The sequence below is a fragment of the Pseudomonas sp. PvP100 genome (assembly GCF_017833055.1).
GTDB lineage: Bacteria > Pseudomonadota > Gammaproteobacteria > Pseudomonadales > Pseudomonadaceae > Aquipseudomonas > Aquipseudomonas syringae.
In genome coordinates this window covers 5,021,860-5,037,280 of the sequence record NZ_JAFIBO010000001.1, presented here as the reverse complement: position 1 = coordinate 5,037,280, position 15,421 = coordinate 5,021,860, and the positions used below count along the sequence as shown (strand labels likewise).

The 15,421-nt window shown below is 62.5% G+C and carries 19 protein-coding genes; 9 read left to right on the top strand and 10 right to left on the bottom strand.

The features are described 5' to 3' along the window. Positions 1 to 133 precede the first annotated feature (133 nt). From madM to mdcA, 9 genes are all read right to left on the bottom strand, one after another. Positions 134 to 898, bottom strand: a complete 765-nt coding sequence (gene madM, locus JOE39_RS21815) for a malonate transporter subunit MadM (protein ID WP_003316700.1) — start codon at positions 896 to 898, stop codon at positions 134 to 136. Position 899: 1 nt separating this feature from the next. Continuing rightward, positions 900 to 1,316, bottom strand: a complete 417-nt coding sequence (gene madL, locus JOE39_RS21810; protein WP_003366092.1) for a malonate transporter subunit MadL — start codon at positions 1,314 to 1,316, stop codon at positions 900 to 902. 69 nt (positions 1,317 to 1,385) lie between these two features. Then, positions 1,386 to 2,321 carry a malonate decarboxylase subunit epsilon gene (gene mdcH, locus JOE39_RS21805; RefSeq protein WP_032663030.1) on the bottom strand — a complete coding sequence of 312 codons (936 nt, stop codon included), beginning with the start codon at positions 2,319 to 2,321 and terminating at the stop codon, positions 1,386 to 1,388. Continuing rightward, on the bottom strand, positions 2,318 to 2,956 hold the full coding sequence (locus JOE39_RS21800; protein ID WP_032663028.1) for a malonate decarboxylase holo-ACP synthase: 639 nt from the start codon (positions 2,954 to 2,956) through the stop codon (positions 2,318 to 2,320). Before JOE39_RS21800 ends, mdcH begins: the two co-directional genes overlap by 4 nt. Then, positions 2,950 to 3,750 (bottom strand): biotin-independent malonate decarboxylase subunit gamma, encoded by an 801-nt coding sequence (mdcE, locus tag JOE39_RS21795; RefSeq protein ID WP_032663027.1) that lies wholly within the window; start codon positions 3,748 to 3,750, stop codon positions 2,950 to 2,952. The genes JOE39_RS21800 and mdcE overlap by 7 nt, the downstream gene beginning before the upstream one ends. Beyond that, on the bottom strand, positions 3,747 to 4,598 hold the full coding sequence (locus JOE39_RS21790) for a biotin-independent malonate decarboxylase subunit beta (RefSeq protein WP_032663025.1): 852 nt from the start codon (positions 4,596 to 4,598) through the stop codon (positions 3,747 to 3,749). The genes mdcE and JOE39_RS21790 overlap by 4 nt, the downstream gene beginning before the upstream one ends. Then, on the bottom strand, positions 4,591 to 4,890 hold the full coding sequence (locus tag JOE39_RS21785; RefSeq protein WP_003346322.1) for a malonate decarboxylase subunit delta: 300 nt from the start codon (positions 4,888 to 4,890) through the stop codon (positions 4,591 to 4,593). The genes JOE39_RS21790 and JOE39_RS21785 overlap by 8 nt, the downstream gene beginning before the upstream one ends. A gap of 1 nt (position 4,891) precedes the next feature. Continuing rightward, positions 4,892 to 5,767 (bottom strand): triphosphoribosyl-dephospho-CoA synthase, encoded by an 876-nt coding sequence (locus tag JOE39_RS21780; protein ID WP_210078295.1) that lies wholly within the window; start codon positions 5,765 to 5,767, stop codon positions 4,892 to 4,894. Then, a complete protein-coding gene (gene mdcA, locus JOE39_RS21775; RefSeq protein WP_003402963.1) occupies positions 5,767 to 7,443 on the bottom strand; it encodes a malonate decarboxylase subunit alpha in 1,677 nt (558 codons plus the stop codon). Before mdcA ends, JOE39_RS21780 begins: the two co-directional genes overlap by 1 nt. 262 nt (positions 7,444 to 7,705) lie before the next feature. Here mdcA and JOE39_RS21770 point away from each other — a divergent pair, with 262 nt between their 5' ends. Further along, positions 7,706 to 8,101 (top strand): PAAR domain-containing protein, encoded by a 396-nt coding sequence (locus tag JOE39_RS21770; RefSeq protein ID WP_003392277.1) that lies wholly within the window; start codon positions 7,706 to 7,708, stop codon positions 8,099 to 8,101. 313 nt (positions 8,102 to 8,414) lie between these two features. Here JOE39_RS21770 and JOE39_RS21765 read toward each other — a convergent pair whose 3' ends face one another. Continuing rightward, a complete protein-coding gene (locus JOE39_RS21765) occupies positions 8,415 to 9,194 on the bottom strand; it encodes a ParA family protein (RefSeq protein ID WP_003304810.1) in 780 nt (259 codons plus the stop codon). A 307-nt stretch (positions 9,195 to 9,501) separates the two neighbouring features. Here JOE39_RS21765 and JOE39_RS21760 point away from each other — a divergent pair, with 307 nt between their 5' ends. Genes JOE39_RS21760 through JOE39_RS21725 form a run of 8 tightly spaced genes read left to right on the top strand, consistent with a single transcriptional unit; the run spans position 9,502 to position 15,414 of the window. Then, a complete protein-coding gene (locus tag JOE39_RS21760; RefSeq protein ID WP_003316690.1) occupies positions 9,502 to 10,221 on the top strand; it encodes a beta-ketoacyl synthase chain length factor in 720 nt (239 codons plus the stop codon). After that, positions 10,197 to 11,009, top strand: a complete 813-nt coding sequence (locus JOE39_RS21755; protein WP_003392280.1) for a lysophospholipid acyltransferase family protein — start codon at positions 10,197 to 10,199, stop codon at positions 11,007 to 11,009. Before JOE39_RS21760 ends, JOE39_RS21755 begins: the two co-directional genes overlap by 25 nt. Then, positions 10,984 to 11,244: a phosphopantetheine-binding protein gene (locus JOE39_RS21750; RefSeq protein WP_003316688.1), complete on the top strand. Its 261-nt coding sequence runs from the start codon at positions 10,984 to 10,986 to the stop codon at positions 11,242 to 11,244. The genes JOE39_RS21755 and JOE39_RS21750 overlap by 26 nt, the downstream gene beginning before the upstream one ends. A gap of 9 nt (positions 11,245 to 11,253) precedes the next feature. Beyond that, positions 11,254 to 11,508, top strand: a complete 255-nt coding sequence (locus tag JOE39_RS21745) for an acyl carrier protein (RefSeq protein ID WP_003316687.1) — start codon at positions 11,254 to 11,256, stop codon at positions 11,506 to 11,508. Further along, positions 11,505 to 12,050: a hypothetical protein gene (locus JOE39_RS21740; protein ID WP_003346314.1), complete on the top strand. Its 546-nt coding sequence runs from the start codon at positions 11,505 to 11,507 to the stop codon at positions 12,048 to 12,050. The genes JOE39_RS21745 and JOE39_RS21740 overlap by 4 nt, the downstream gene beginning before the upstream one ends. Positions 12,051 to 12,060: 10 nt before the next feature. Further along, a complete protein-coding gene (locus JOE39_RS21735) occupies positions 12,061 to 13,743 on the top strand; it encodes an acyl-CoA synthetase family protein (protein WP_026175223.1) in 1,683 nt (560 codons plus the stop codon). Beyond that, complete coding sequence (locus JOE39_RS21730; protein WP_003316683.1) at positions 13,736 to 14,470, top strand: glycosyltransferase family 2 protein; 735 nt, start codon at positions 13,736 to 13,738, stop codon at positions 14,468 to 14,470. The genes JOE39_RS21735 and JOE39_RS21730 overlap by 8 nt, the downstream gene beginning before the upstream one ends. After that, complete coding sequence (locus JOE39_RS21725; protein ID WP_024692114.1) at positions 14,467 to 15,414, top strand: glycosyl transferase; 948 nt, start codon at positions 14,467 to 14,469, stop codon at positions 15,412 to 15,414. Before JOE39_RS21730 ends, JOE39_RS21725 begins: the two co-directional genes overlap by 4 nt. Positions 15,415 to 15,421: the final 7 nt, after the last annotated feature.

Genomic DNA, 15,421 nt, shown 5'->3' with positions numbered 1-15,421 from the left:
AGGCAAAAACAGGCGAGGAACGGCCGGGGTCGCGTTCGACTCTACGTGTTGTAAATGAGCATTCCGATTGGACTCGCATCCGAGCCTGTTTTTAACGAAACATCACCGAGCGCAGCCACTTTTAGTACAGAGCCTAGCCGACGATGGCGCGCACGATGAAGTACAGCACCGATGGCCCGAGCAGACAGCCCAGACCGGTGTGGAACGTAGCGGTCAGCGCGCCATAGGGCACCAGACGCCGGTCGGTTGCCGCCAGCCCTGCGGTAACGCCACTGACAGTACCCGCCAGACCACCGAAAACCATCGCCGAGCGCGGATTGTCCAGCCCCATCCAGCGCGCCGCCATGGGCGTGCCGACCATCACCAGAATTGCCTTGATCAGGCCGGTGGCAATCGATAGCGCCATCACATCGGAGGTGGCACCCAGCGCAGCACCGGTCACCGGGCCGACAATGTAGGTTACTGCCCCGGCACCGATGGTGGTCATGCTGATCGCGTCCCGATAACCGAATACCCAGGCAATGCTCGCGCCGACGATAAACGGCAGAATCGTGCCCAACAGCAAGGCAATCACACCGATCAGTCCGGCCTTGCGCGCTTCGGTGGCCTGCACTTCGAAAGCAGTGGCAACGATGGCAAAGTCACGCAGCATCGCCCCGCCCATCAGGCCTATGCCCGAGAACAGCGTGATGTCCGCCAGCCCTTTCTGACCGCCGGTCAAGGTGCCGCCGACCCAGGCCAGAATCAGCCCGATGACAATCGCAATGGCCGAACCATGCACTCGGCCAAACGTCAGGCGTCTGGAAAGCACCACCGAGACCCACATGATGATGCCGACGAAAGCGAAAGCGGTGATCAGGCCGTTGTGTTCAAGTCCCTTCTCGATGAGGTCCCACATATCAGCGACCTCCGGCCGGGGCGATTTCAGGCGTCAGCAGCGGCTCTTCCTTGGGTAACGGCTCACCGCGATTAGTGCGGCTGATCACTGCGATGGTGCAGGCACACAGCACCACCGAACCCACAGCGGCCAGTACCGCCACCGGCCCGCCCTTGAGCGCGGTGACAACGTTTTGTTGTGCGGCCATCGCCACGACGACCGGAATGTATAGCGCGCCCCAGAAACCCACGCCCATTTCGCAGTCCTTGCTCATGCCGCCGTGTTTTTCCATCCACAGGCGCGCGCAGATCAACAGGATCATGGCGATCCCGACCCCGCCCACATTGGATTTCACGCCCAGCAGAACGCCGAGCATGTCGCCGAGAATCACGCCCGCAAGCGTGCAGATGGCCAGTAGTGCAACACCGTAGATAATCATTGTTGTTATTCCTCTGTTTGCATTGCTGAAGTTGTTGTTTTTGTCCTTCGTAGCAGCTGCACGGCGGCTCTATGGAGTGCGGCGACCCTCCTCGTGCGACAGCGCGACCAGGCTGTCCAGACGCGCAGCCTGAAAAGCCAGCGCCGTGCCTTGCTGGAATACCTTGCGCGCCAGCCCGGTCAGCACACTGCCGGGCGGCAATTCGATGTGCAGGCGCACGCCCCGCTCCCAGGCGGTTTCCACGGTGCTGCGCCAGTCGATGACCCGGCACATGTTGAACGCCAGGTCGTCACGCAGCTTCTCGGCATTGCGCACAGGTCGCGCCGTGCTGCCGCTGAGGTAACGTATCGTGGGTGCCTGCAGCGCAACGCTCGAAAACGCCTCGGCCAGTTGCTGCGCGGGAGCGTCCAGCAAGGCGCAATGCGACGGCACGCTGACCGCAAGACGCTTGACCGCTGCCGCGCCGGCGGCCTTGGCCAGTTGACCGACCTGCTGCATCGCCTCGGCACTGCCGGAGATCACCATCTGGTTGTCGGCGTTGATATTGGCGAGAAATACCGGTGTCTTCGCGCTGTGTACCTGCACGACCAGCGCTTCTACCTGCGTCTGGTCCAGACCGATGAGCGCGGTCATGCCGTAACCCTGCGGCCAGGCGCTTTGCATCAGCTCGCCACGCAGCGCGACCAGGCGCACGGCGTCGTCAAAGGCCAGCGCACCCGAAATCACCGCTGCCGGATAAGCGCCAATGGACAGCCCTGCCAGGTAGTCCGGCACGCAATCACGCGCCTGCAGCACGCGCGCGCATGCGACGCCAGCGATCAGCAGGCAAAGCTGAACGGCACGGGTGGCTTGCAGTGCCTCGGCGGTGTCCAGCGCAAGCACGTCTTCGCCCAGTGCATCGGCCGCCTCCTGCAGGCAGTCGCGCACCGCAGCATCGTCCGGTAACTGATGCAGCATGCCGGCCTGTTGCGCGCCCTGGCCGGGAAATACCCACAGGCTGCTCATGCGCACACCTGACCCAGGTGCCAAGGGTCTGCAACCAGCCGCGCGCCGGTGGCGGTCTTGAGCAGCACGCGCCCCGTTGGCCGTGCCCACTCACGCAGCGCCACGGCACCCTGCTCGAGTTGCAACTGGACGTCGACCCGACAGACCGAGGTTTCCAGCGCCTCGACCAGCTCGGCGGCACAGCGGCGGTTCAGGCGCTTAGGGGTGCGCAGAATCAGGTCCAGATCGCTGTCCTGATGCAACGCTGCAATACCGCTGGCCAGCTCGAATCCGGCACTGCCGCCGACGCCCCAGTCCAGCTCCAGCGCCTCCATGACTGGACGGATCTGGCGCAAAGCATGCAACGCCGGCCAATGCTGATGGCGCTCGGTCGGGGCGTCGATCAACTGCTCGGGCATGACCCTTCGGCAGACATCGGCCAACGGCATGCTCGCGGCATAGCGCTGCTCCCGACCACGACCGCGCAAGCCCACGGCCACCTGACCGACGGGCATTGCCTGACGCCGGACCACCACCGGGTGCCCTGCAAGCACGGCGTCGACCGCCCATTTGGGCGCATCATCCGGCAACGCAGTCATCGGCATGCCCCACAACAAATCATGGGGCCGCACTGCGCCAGTGTTGCTGATCACCATTGCGCGCGCAGCAACTGGCGCACACTGGTCGACGCCGCACGGTTGCTCGCGCCCAGGCGGCTACTCAGATCGACGCCACGGGCCTGCACGTCCTTGATCGCCCTGCTCAGCACATCGAGCACCTGGGTGAGATCATCCGCAGCGGGCTGTTCGATCTGGCTGACCGCCAGGGTTTCCCAGAGCAGACCGAGACTGGCGTAGCTGTCGATGTCGTAAGCCATCGGCGGGATGCTGGCGGCGAGCTTTTCCAGGTCCTCGACGCTGCGCAGGGTTACGCGGGCTGCCGAGGCCTTGCCCATCGCATGCACCATCACGCCGGGATCACGCAGCGCGATCAATCGATTGGCTTGATAGCCGTGGGCCAGGAATGCGCCGGACATCGCTTTGCCGACCAAAAGGCCGATCACCGGGTGCCCCGCCAGACGTGCTCGTGCGTAACTGTCCACGGCCCCGGCCAATGCCTGATGGATACCGAGCGCTTCCTCGCGACGCCCGTAGGCCTGGCTCGGGACGTCGACGATGGCAATCAGTGCGCGCTTTTCGGCGCGGTCGCGATCCTGCTCGATGGCCTCGTCCACCGCCTTGGCCAGCCCCCAGCCTTCCAGCAGGCCGACTTCACCCTGACGCGCCCGGGGAAAGCGGTTGTCGGTATCGGCAATCACGGCCAGAAAGCGCACCGGCTGTTCGCCCAGCACGCCATCCGCGACCTTGAGTGAGGCAGGCAGGCCAGCGACTTCACGGGCGCCTGCGCTCAAGGCGTTGAACCAGTTCAAACCCCGCTGTGAAAGACTCATGACCGGGCTCCTTGGTAGAGGGTGCGCACGCTTTGCGGATCGATTTGCGGCTCAGTGTCGAGGCTGGCCAGGCGTTGCAGGAACAGTGGGTACTGACTGCTGCGATGCGTGTCGGGCATACCCTGCTTTAGCCAGCCGCTGACCTGCTGGCGGACATCGGCGACATCATCGGCAGCAAAACCATCCACCAGAGCGCTGGCAAAGCGTTGCTCGCCACCGGTCAGGCTCCAGATGAACGGGCGGTCGCGGGAGTCGTATTCTTCGATGCCGGCTTCCTGCTCGATCACCTGCGGACCGTTCAGGCCCAGACGCGCTTCCTGAGTCACCAGCAGGTAACTGCAAAGCCCTGCGGCGATGGACATCCCGCCAAAGCAGCCGACGCTGCCTGCCACCACGCCAATCACTGGCTGGTACTGACGCAGGTCGACTATCGCGGCATGAATCTCGGCAATCGCTGCCAGGCCCAGATTGGCTTCCTGCAAACGCACGCCACCGGTTTCCAGCAGCACGATCGCGGCAGTGGGAATGCCGTTGCGGTTGTCTTCGGCGGCCAGTTCCAGCGCGCCGGCCATCTTTGCGCCGCCGACTTCGCCCATGCTGCCGCCCTGAAACGAGCCTTCGATGGCGGCGATAACCACTGGCCGACCATCGACAGTGCCTTTGGCGACCACCACGCCATCATCAGCCTGAGGCACCACGCCCTGCATGGCCAGCCACGGCGACATGACCCGATCGAACGGACCGAGCAATTCGCGGAAGCTGCCAGCATCCAGCAAGGCGCGGGCGCGCGCTCGGGCACCCAGTTCGATGAAACTGTGCTGATTCAGCAAACGTGCGTTATCAGTCATGACCGATCTCCTCGAAGCCTTGCTCCAGGCGCAAACGCACGACGCCGGGCGTCGCGCCGAAGTCATGAATATCGATGCTCAGCGCAGGCGGGGTCTGACCGTCGAACATGCGCTCGAACAGGTGCTGCCAGCGCAGCGCGGCACCGTTGACCGACGTCACTACCTGAATCGACAAGGTGCCCGGTTTGCCGGGTTCCAGCAGCACCTCCAGATCACCGGAGCCCACCACACCCACCAGCGCACGGCCCTTGGGCGGCTGTCCGGCAGGAAATTCAAAAGACAGGGTTTCCATTTCAGACACTCCTCGAAACAGGGCCGAGCGCAGGCTCAAGGCCATCGATGAACAGGCAGGCAGCCAGCAGATCCGCCGCGCCACCGGGCGAAGCATTGAGGGCCAGCAGGTGCTGATCCAGCGCGTTCAGTGCGCGGCGGCCCGCCAGACTGGCGCTGCCTCCGGCGTCCAGCACGCGCTGTGCTCCGTGCTGCATGGCGTTCAGCCCTTCGATGCCGGCGCGATGCAGCACGCAGGTGTCGTCCAGCGTAGTCATGATTGCCAGCAGCGCGTCCAGCCGGGCGTTCTGCTCGCCGCTGCCTGCCGCACGGCTGCGTTGCAGTTGCGGCAAGGCGAACAGCCTGACCGCCGGGAAACCTTGCTGTGCCTGCTCTCTGGCGCCCATGACACCGTAACGACGAACCACCTGATCACCGTGGCTGTTTTGCCTGAGCACCTGGCGGTCCTTGATCTGGGCCAGAGCGGCAGCGCGCGCGCAGATGGCCTCGGGCGCACACTCCTGGGGATCCAGCGCGGCAGCGGTTACCAGCAGGCCCAGCGCCCAGATCGCGCCGCGATGCGTATTCACCCCACTGGTGGTGCGCAGCATCGTGGCTTCGCCTTCACGGCCAAGCCTGCCCAATGCCTCACGCAATGGCTGGCCCACGGCACCGAACTGCGTGGCGGCATCCGCCATCCACTTGAAAGTCGGCCACAACGACAGCGCCGAAGAATGCATCAACCCCAGGTGCAGGTCGTTGTGCGCGCCGCTGCCACGTCGGTCCACCAGAGCCGGTTTGGGCGACAGATCGGCTTCGTCGATCAAAGCATCGACCGCCAGATCGGCCAGTCGCTCGGCCAGCGAGGCAGATTGCGGTGTCCATTGAAGTGCGCTCATTACCAGCTCCTGAATTTGGCAGGCGGGTTGTAGAGGCCACCGGACCACTGAACCAGGTCGGCAATGCTCTTGGCGGCCAGCAGTTCACGGCTGGCGTCGGTGCGCCGGATACCGAGGTCTTCAGGCAGCGCGATCAGCCCTTCACGGCGCATGCGCGCGGTGTCTTTGGGGTTATGGCGCAAACCGATCACGGTCACGCCCGCCACTGCCGCAATCATCGCCTGGCGTTCCTCAAGGCTGCGCGCCTTGTAGAGGTAGGCGATGCCTTCTTCGGTCAGCAGGTGGGTCACGTCGTCGCCGTAGATCATGATCGGTGCCAGCGGCATGCCGCTTTTCTTCGCCACCTCGACGGCGTCCAGGGTTTCGACGAAGGTCGGTTTGCCACCCTCCTGGAACGTCTCGACCATCTGCACCACCAGTTTCTTGCCGCGCTCCAGGTAGGCAGCCGGGCCGTCATCGTGCTGCTGACGCATGTCGAGCCAGGCGGGCGTGGCATGACGCCGGCCGCGTGGGTCATGGCCCATGTTCGGCGCGCCACCAAAGCCGGCCAGACGACCACGGGTGACCGTCGAGGAATGCCCGTCGCCATCGACCTGCAAGGTTGCGCCGATGAACAGGTCCACCGCGTACTGCCCGGCCAGTTGGCAGAGCTGGCGGTTGGAACGCAGCGAGCCGTCGCGTCCGGTGAAGAACACATCCGGGCGGGCGGCGATGTAGTTCTCCATGCCCAGCTCGGTGCCGAAACAATGCACGCTCTCGACCCAGCCGCTTTCGATGGCCGGGATCAGCGTCGGATGCGGGTTGAGTGTCCAATTGCGACAGATCTTGCCCTTCAGGCCCAGCGATTCGCCGTAGGTCGGCAGAATCAACTCAATGGCGGCGGTATTGAAACCAATGCCGTGGTTCAACGACTGAACGTTGTGTTTCTCGTAAATGCCACGAATGGCCATCATCGCCATCAGCACATGCACCGGCTTGATGTGGCGCGGGTCGCGGGTGAACAGCGGCTCGATGTAGAACGGCTTATCGGCGACCACCACAAAGTCGACCCACGAGGCCGGGATGTCTACACGTGGCAGCTCGCTGACGTCATCGACCAACTGATTGACCTGGACGATGACGATGCCGTCGCTGAATGCCGCCGGTTCGATAAGTGCGGGGGTGTCTTCGGTGCTGGGCCCGGTGTAGATGTTGCCGGCACGGTCGGCCATGAAGCCTGCCGCCAGCACCACGTTGGGGATGAGGTCCACCACCAGCCGTGAATAGAGTTCGATGTAGGTGTGGATCGCACCGATTTCCAGCAGGCCGTCTTCCAGCAGCTGACTGATGCGCAGGCTTTGCGTACCGGCGAACGAAAAGTCCAGCTTGCGCGCAATGCCCTGCTCGAACAGGTCCAGGTGCTCGGCGCGGCCGACGCTCGGCATGATCATGTGCAGGTCATGCACCTTGCCCGGATCGACTTTGGCCAGCGCGCGGGAGAGGAAGTCAGCCTGCTTCTGGTTGTTGCCTTCAAGTACCACACGGTCGCCGGAAACCAGCAGGGCCTCCAGCGCAGCGACGATGTTGTCGGTCGGCAACACCACACCATCGGCCAACGCCCGCACTTGCTCCAGACGCCGCTGCTTCTCGCTGCGACGACGTGTCCAGCGCGCGTCGGGGGAAGTTGTTGTTGTCATGATCACTCCACGATTTTGCTGTCGTCGACCACCATAGGAGCGATAGCGGTCGAACATCAATCAAGCAGCACGTCGAATCATTACGGCTGGAGTAACGATAATGGAACGGACATTTCGCCGAGCGCGTCGTTGCGCGTGCAACATGCTCGAAACGCCCGGCTGGTAATTGCGTAGGACCGGTCTTTAAAGGGCCTGGGGTGCTATCGGAATCTGTGTTTACGCCTAGCCTTGAGGTTTTCCGTAACCCAGAGGCAGTAGCGCGATGTCATTTATAGTCAGGGAAGGCGATCTCACCACCACCGGCGGCTTCGTGCTGGCCGCATCGGCAAGCGAAGTCATCGAACGGCGTCGTGTGGCGCGTATGGGGGACCCGGTGTGGTGCCCGGCCTGCAAGCAGATTGGCTTCATCGCCCAAGGCAACCCCACCTACATAGACGAACGTGTGGCGGTCGCCACTCAGGGTCATGAAGTGCAGTGTGGCTGCACACCCGGCAGCAACACGCTGATCACCTCGCAGGAGCATGTCCAGGCCGACATGGACGCGACCATCACCATCCCCGAAGAACTGGCCAACACTGCCCGCCAGCATGCCGAACACCTGGCCCGTTCGATGAAGGATGGCAGCTTCACGCCTGATGTATTGAGGCCGCTGACGTAGCGAGAGTTGCGCGGTAGAAACGCACGTCAAAGGGCTTAGGGGCGAACCGGAAGTTTGCGGTGCCCTGTAGGAGCGGACTTGTCCGCGAAGAGGGCGTCATAGTCGATGGATTTTCTGCGTCAGGAATATAGCCTTCGCGAACAAAGCGGATCGCCGCCCCGGTCGCTCCTACGGCCTTCGGCCAGAATCAAGAGCGGACTTCTGCATGACGAGCCTTCGCGAACAAGGCGGGTCGCCGCCCCGGTCGCTCCTACGGCCTTTGGCCAGAATCAAGAGCGGACTTGGGTATGACGAGTGCTCTCACCGTGGCCCATCACGGATGGGCGTTGGTCTCGAGCAAGTGATGCAGCTCCACGAACTGCTGCGTCAGTTTGTGCCGTGGGTCGAGGTGGATCAGCGGCAGGTTGGCCTGATGCGACTCGCGCATTTTTACCGAGGCGTTGAGGTACACCGGCAGCACCGGCAAGCCTTCGGCAATCAGTTCGTCGAGCATTTGCTGCGGCAGGCTGGCCCTGGGCTGGAACTGATTGACGATGATGCCTTCCACCTGAAGACCTTCGTTGTGGTCCTCTTTCAATTCCTCGATCTCGCGCATCAGCCCGTACAGCGCCTGTCGCGAGAAGCTGTCGCAGTCAAAAGGGATCAGCACCCGATCCGACGCGATCAACGCCGAAACCGCATAAAAATTCAGCGCGGGAGGCGTATCCAGGTAGATACGCTCGTAATCTTCGCTCAACTCGTCGAGCAGTTTGCGCAGCTTGTTGATCTTGTGCTTGGCCTCGAGCTTGGGCTGCAGGTCAGCAAGCTCTGCAGTCGCGGTCACCACATGCAGGTTGTCGAACGGTGTTTCGTAGATATCGACATGGTTCTTCTTCGCGACCGGTGAGCCGGACAGCGTGTTCTTGAAGAACTCGGCAATCCCCATCGGAATATCCTGACCGGTGAGGCCGGTGAGGTACTGAGTCGAGTTGGCCTGGGCATCGAGATCGATCAATAACGTCCGATAGCCTTCGTGAGCGCTGACTGCAGCCAGATTGCAGGCGATGCTCGATTTGCCGACACCGCCCTTCTGATTGAATACCACGCGACGCATGCTTTGGATTCCTTGAAAGATGAAGAAACAGCAGCAGTGGCCGATAACGACCGTAAGAGGAGGTCGATTCTAGACAGCGCATATGACAACGGTGAGCTTAACGCAAAACAGTTGCCAGCCGGTTGTCATACAGAAAAACGACTTCAACCTTAAAATACACGCCTGTAAACGGTTTTTATGTAACAAATTTGCTAGTAATGAGCCCCATCAGGATAATGCGCGCACTGGTCAATTACCGCACCCAGGCTGATATCGACCTGATATCGATGTAGCGAGAAACAAGCCCGCAGGGGCGGGAAGAGAAGCCTTGATCACCTTCAACATTGCACGATGGCAAGCCTGGGCGCCGGGCCTGGCGAGCGCGGAAGACTGGCAGAGATGGAGCCTCGATCCGACGTTGCTGGAAACCAGTGACGCAGCGCCAGACGTGTCTTTTCTTCCTGCGATGCAACGCCGCCGCCTGGGCCGTATGGCAAGAATGGCGTTTGCCGTCGGTTGGCCATTGACTGAAGGGCTTGAGCGCGTCCCGCTGGTGTTTGTCTCGCGCCACGGAGAAACCCCGAGGACCTTTGAAATCCTGCGTGATCTGGCCGCGAGCGAGCCGCTTTCACCGACCCAGTTCAGCCTTTCAGTGCATAACGCCATCATTGGTCTGTGGTCGATCATGCGCGGTGAAACAAGTGAGATGACAGCCCTGGCCGCCACAGGCGACGGGCTGGAGTATGGAGCATTCGAGGCCGCAGCGTTGCTGGCCGAGGGAGCAGAAGCAGTATTGCTTGTGGTGACTGAAGAACAGCCACCGCAAGCCTATGCCCAATGGATTGATGACGTGCCCTTTCCCTATGCGGTCGGCTTGCTGCTGACACCGGGGAATGAGTGGCAACTGTCTCTGAACACCGATACGCAAGGCACAAAGCGCACTCAGTGGCCTCACGCCCTGAACCTGCTGCGGGCCTTGCACACTGATCAATCCGTCTGCCTGCACCCTTGGAATAACCGGTTATGGAACTGGCAACGCAGTCACTGAAGAAAGGTCGGGACGCCTATTACTGGCGTCTGCTGGCAACAGGCATCAGCTTTGCCCTGTTCGGGTTGAGCGGTTTATGCCTGCGGTTGTTCGTTTTTCCAGTATTGGGTTGCCTGCCTGGCAGTGTGGCCAGCCATCAGCGTCGCGCGCGGCGGACCATCAGCCGCCTGTTCTGGCTGTTCATCCGCATCATGGCGCGCATGCGTGTGCTGACCTATGACGTTCAAGGCGCCGAAAAGCTTGGCCGTCCCGGGCAGATGATCATCGCCAACCACCCGTCACTGATCGATGTGGTGTTCCTGATCGGGCTGGTGCGTGACGCCAACTGCGTGGTCAAACGCAGCCTCTGGGAAAACCCGTTCACCCGCGGCCCTGTGCGCTCCACCGGTTACATCAGCAACGACGGCAGCATGGACATGCTCGACGCCGCTGTAGAGCGCCTGCAAAGCGGCCAGACACTGATCATCTTCCCGGAAGGCACGCGCACCCAGCCAGGTCAGCCGCCGGTCTTTCACCGCGGCGCGGCAGCCATTGCGCTGCGTGGCGCAAGCGTCATCACCCCGGTGACGATCAAGGTCCAGCCGACCACCCTGACCAAGGCCGAGCCCTGGTATCGCATTCCGCAACGCCGCGTGCACTTCACTTTGCGCGTCGGTGCCGATATAGACCCAACCGCCTTCAGTGCGCTAGGCCCACCGCCCCTGGCGTCCCGCAAGCTCAACGATTACCTGCATGACTATTTCACCAAGGAGCTCGCCTCAGATGAGCGATCTGCACCAGGACATTAAATTGTTGATCATCGATGCCCTGGGCCTCGAAGACATCACCCCGGAAGATATCGGCAACGATATGACGCTGTTTGGCGAAGGACTGGGACTGGACTCGGTGGATGCACTCGAATTGGGCCTGGCCATCCAGAAGCGTTATGGCATCAGGATCGATGCCGATGCAAAGGACACCCGTAACCATTTCGCCAGCGTCGACAGCCTTGCGGCCTTCGTCAGCGCCAGACAACCGGCCTGAGAATTGAACATGCAAACCCGTGAAGACATCTTCGAAATCCTGCGCACCGCAATGGTGGAACTGTTCGAACTGGAGCCTGAGCGAGTCACGCTTGAAGCCAATCTGTATCAGGACCTGGAAATCGACAGTATCGATGCCGTGGACCTGATCGATCACATCAAACGCAAGACCGGCAAGAAGATTGCGGCTGAAGAGTTCAAGTCTGTGAGAACCGTGAATGACGTGGTAGAGGCCGTCTACAAACTGGTCAACAGCGCCGAATGAAGCGGCTGATTGGCCTGATTCTGGTGCTGGCCGGCGTGCTCTATCCATTTGCTGTCTATTGGGGGACCGAGCATTTCGCGCCTTGGCAGTTCGCGCTGCTACTTGGCAGCCTGTGGCTGGCGCGCGCCCTGACCGGAGAGCGCAAGCAAGGCAGCCTGGCGATGGCGATTGTCGCGCTGATCTTTTGCGTGGTGCTCGGCGCCCTCGACAGTCACATGATGCTGCGCTGGTACCCGGTACTGGTCAGCACCTTCATGCTCGGCCTGTTCGGCTCAAGCCTGGTCTACGGCCCGCCGATCGTGGAAAAGATGGCGCGCCTGAACCGCCCCGATCTGCCTGAGGCGGGTATCCGCTACACCCGTAGAGTCACGCAGATTTGGTGCCTGTTCTTCCTCGTCAACGGCCTCACCTCAGCCATCCTGACGCTGTGGGCACCGTTGTCATGGTGGACGCTGTACACCGGCCTGATTTCCTACGGCCTGATGGGCGTGTTATTCGCTGTCGAATGGATCGTCCGCCCACCCTCTGCGGGCGGCAAATGAAATGGATCGCATGAACTGGTTGAACCTGGAACACCTGCTGCTCGATGCGCTGCCCGACCGGCTGCTGACGCTGGCCCCGAGCCTGGACCACGCGCAGTTTCGTGATCAGGCGCTCAGCGTGGCCGCTGGACTGCAGGCGCGTGGCATCACGCACCTTGCAGTGCACCTCGAAGATGCCGCCGACCTGGCCATTGCGTTGTTCGCGGCCTGGCGCGCAGGTGTGCACGTGTTGCTGCCCGCCGACTTGCAGGGCCAGACCCGCGAGCGCTGGGCGAATCAGGTCGACCTGTGGCTGACCGACCTGCCGGGTGACACCTACCTGAGCGATCTGCGTGCCGCGCCTCTCCCTGCGGCAGCGCTGGACCTTGACCAGTGCCGGCTGAGCCTGTGCACCTCAGGCTCCAGCGGCGAACCCAAACTGATCGAAAAACGCCTGCGGCAACTGGCCAACGAAGTCTGCGGGCTGGAGCAACTGTGGGGCGCGGAGCTGGGCTCGGCATGCATGATCGGCAGCGTGGCGACGCAACATATTTACGGGCTGCTGTTTCGCTTGCTATGGCCGCTGTGCGCGGCACGCCCGTTCGTGCGCCGTCAGTTGCCGTTCGCCGAAGACCTGCAACGCGCCAGCCGTGAATACCCGTCATTCGCCTGGGTCGCCAGCCCCGCGCTGCTCAAGCGCATGGGCGACAATCTCGACTGGCCGGGTCTTGCGGCCGTGCGCCGGGTGTTCTCTTCCGGTGGTGCATTGCCGGCCGAAGCCGCACAAAGCCTGCAGCAACGCCTCGGTCAGTGGCCGACGGAGATTCTCGGCAGCTCGGAAACCGGCGGCATCGCCTGGCGTCAGGGCGGGCAGCGCTGGCAGGCCTTCGACGGCGTAGAGCTGAGTCAGGACGCGCAAGGTGCGCTGCGCATCAGCTCGCCCTATCTGCCGCCCGGCCATGTCGAGCAGACCGCCGATGCGGCGCTGATCGGTGCAGACGGGCGCTTCGAACTACTGGGCAGGCTCGACCGCATCGTCAAACTCGAAGAGAAGCGCGTGTCCTTGCCGCTGATCGAGCAGGCCCTCGCGGCTCACCCGTGGGTGAGTGAAGCGCGCCTTGGTGTGGTGCAGGCAAACCGTGCCTCGCTGGGCGCGCTGCTGGTGCTGAGCGACGCGGGCTTGCTGGCCCTGCGCAACCAAGGCCGTCGGGCGCTCACCGAAGCCTTGCGACACTACCTGCAGCCGCATTGCGAAACCATCGCCCTGCCGCGTCGCTGGCGGCTGCTGCGGCAGATGCCGCTCAACGCCCAAGGCAAGCTGCCGCAAGCAGACGTCGAGGCGCTGCTGCTGGCGCCACGCTCGAAACAGCCGGAAGTGCTTGAGCAACAGAACATCGAAGGCGAGTTGCACCTGCAATTGAGTGTCCCGCCCGATCTGGCGTTTTTCAGCGGCCACTTTCCCAAGGCGCCGATTTTGCCGGGCGTGGTGCAGGTCGACTGGGCGATCAGCCTGGGCCAGCGACTGCTCGACCTGCCATCCGGATTCGCTGGTATGGAAGTGCTCAAATTCCAGCAACTGGTACGCCCCGGCGACCGCCTCACGCTGACATTGCGCTTCGATGCAGCACGTTCCAAGCTGCACTTCGCCTTTCGCAACGCCGACAACGCGCCCTGCTCCAGTGGCCGGATCCTCCTGGTGGACGACCATGCATAAGCCTTGCGTGATCATTCCGGTGTTCGACCACGAGCGGGCCGTGCCCAACGTGGTCCAGGCCGTGCGCAACGCCGGGTTGCCGTGCATCCTGGTGGACGACGCCAGCAGCCCGGCCTGCGAAGCCGTGTTACAGCAGTTGGCGCAGGGTGAGGCTATCTATCTGCTGCGCCTGCCGGTCAATCAGGGCAAGGGCGGCGCGGTGATGGCCGGCTTCCGCGAGGCGATCCGGCTGGGTTTCAGCCATGCGTTGCAGGTCGATGCCGATGGCCAGCATGATCTGAGCGATATCCCGGTGTTTCTGGAGCAGTCGCGCCAGCACCCGCATGCGCTGATCTGCGGCTATCCGCAGTTCGACGAGAGCGTGCCCAAGGGCCGTCTGTATGCGCGTTACCTGACCCACGTCTGGGTGTGGATCAACACCTTGTCGTTGCACATTCGCGATTCCATGTGCGGCTTTCGCCTGTATCCCCTGGCCCCTGTCCTGGCGCTGATCGACAGCGTGCAGATCGGCAGGCGTATGGATTTCGACTCGGAAATCCTCGTGCGCCTGTCCTGGCGCGGTCAGCCGATGCGCTGGCTGCCGACCCGCGTTCACTACCCGCAGGACGGCCTGTCGCATTTCCGCCTGTTTCACGACAACGCCCTGATTTCGAAAATGCACGCCAAACTGTTCTTCGGCATGCTGCTACGTCTGCCAATGATCCTCTGGCGACGGTGGCGGCCATGAGCATCGACAAGTCGCCCAAGGAGCACTGGGCCAGTCATCAGGAACGCGGCAGTTTCATGCTCATGAAACTCACCGCCTGGGGCATGCGGGTGCTCGGTCGGCGCCTGCTCAGCCCGGTGCTGTATGGCATCGTTCTGTATTTCTTTGTCTTCGGCCGACGTGCCCGGCACAGCATCTGGCAATACCAGCAGCACCTGGCGGACTGGAGCGGCAAGCCCGAGCTGCGGCCCAGCCAGCGCCGGGTGTTCGGCCAGTTCATGGCATTTGCCGATTCCTTGCTCGACAAGCTCGACGTGTGGAACGGCAGGCTGGGTATCGATCAGATCGAGATCGTCGACCAGGCCCTGCTGCGCCAGAACCTGCGTGGCCAACGCGGGCAGATGCTTGTCGGCGCGCACTTGGGCAACCTTGAAGTGTGCCGCGCACTGGCCGAACTCGGCGAAAAGGTCACCATGAATGTACTGGTGCACACCAAACACGCCGAACGTTTCAATCGCCTGCTCGGTGAAGCCGGCGCGACCCATCTGCGTCTGATTCAGGTCAGCGAGCTGGACCCGGCCATCATGCTGCAATTAAGCCAGCGCCTGGACGAAGGCGAGTGGCTGGCCATCGCAGGTGACCGCGTCGCGCTGCACGGCGGGCGTAATGTGCGGGTCGACTTTCTCGGCCAGCCGGCGACCTTCCCGCAAGGCCCCTGGCTGCTGGCCGGGCTGCTCAAGTGCCCGGTCAACCTGTTCTTCTGCCTCAAGGGTGCGAAGGGCTATCGGGTGATTCTCGAACCGTTCGCCGACGCCATCGAATGGCGGCGCAGCGACCGTGCTCAGGTCATCGAGCAATGGGCCACACGTTATGCCGAGCGTCTTGGGCACTATTGCCTGGAAGCGCCGCAGCAGTGGTTCAATTTCTACCCATTCTGGAAGTCTGCCGATGAATCAGGCTCATGAGCTGATC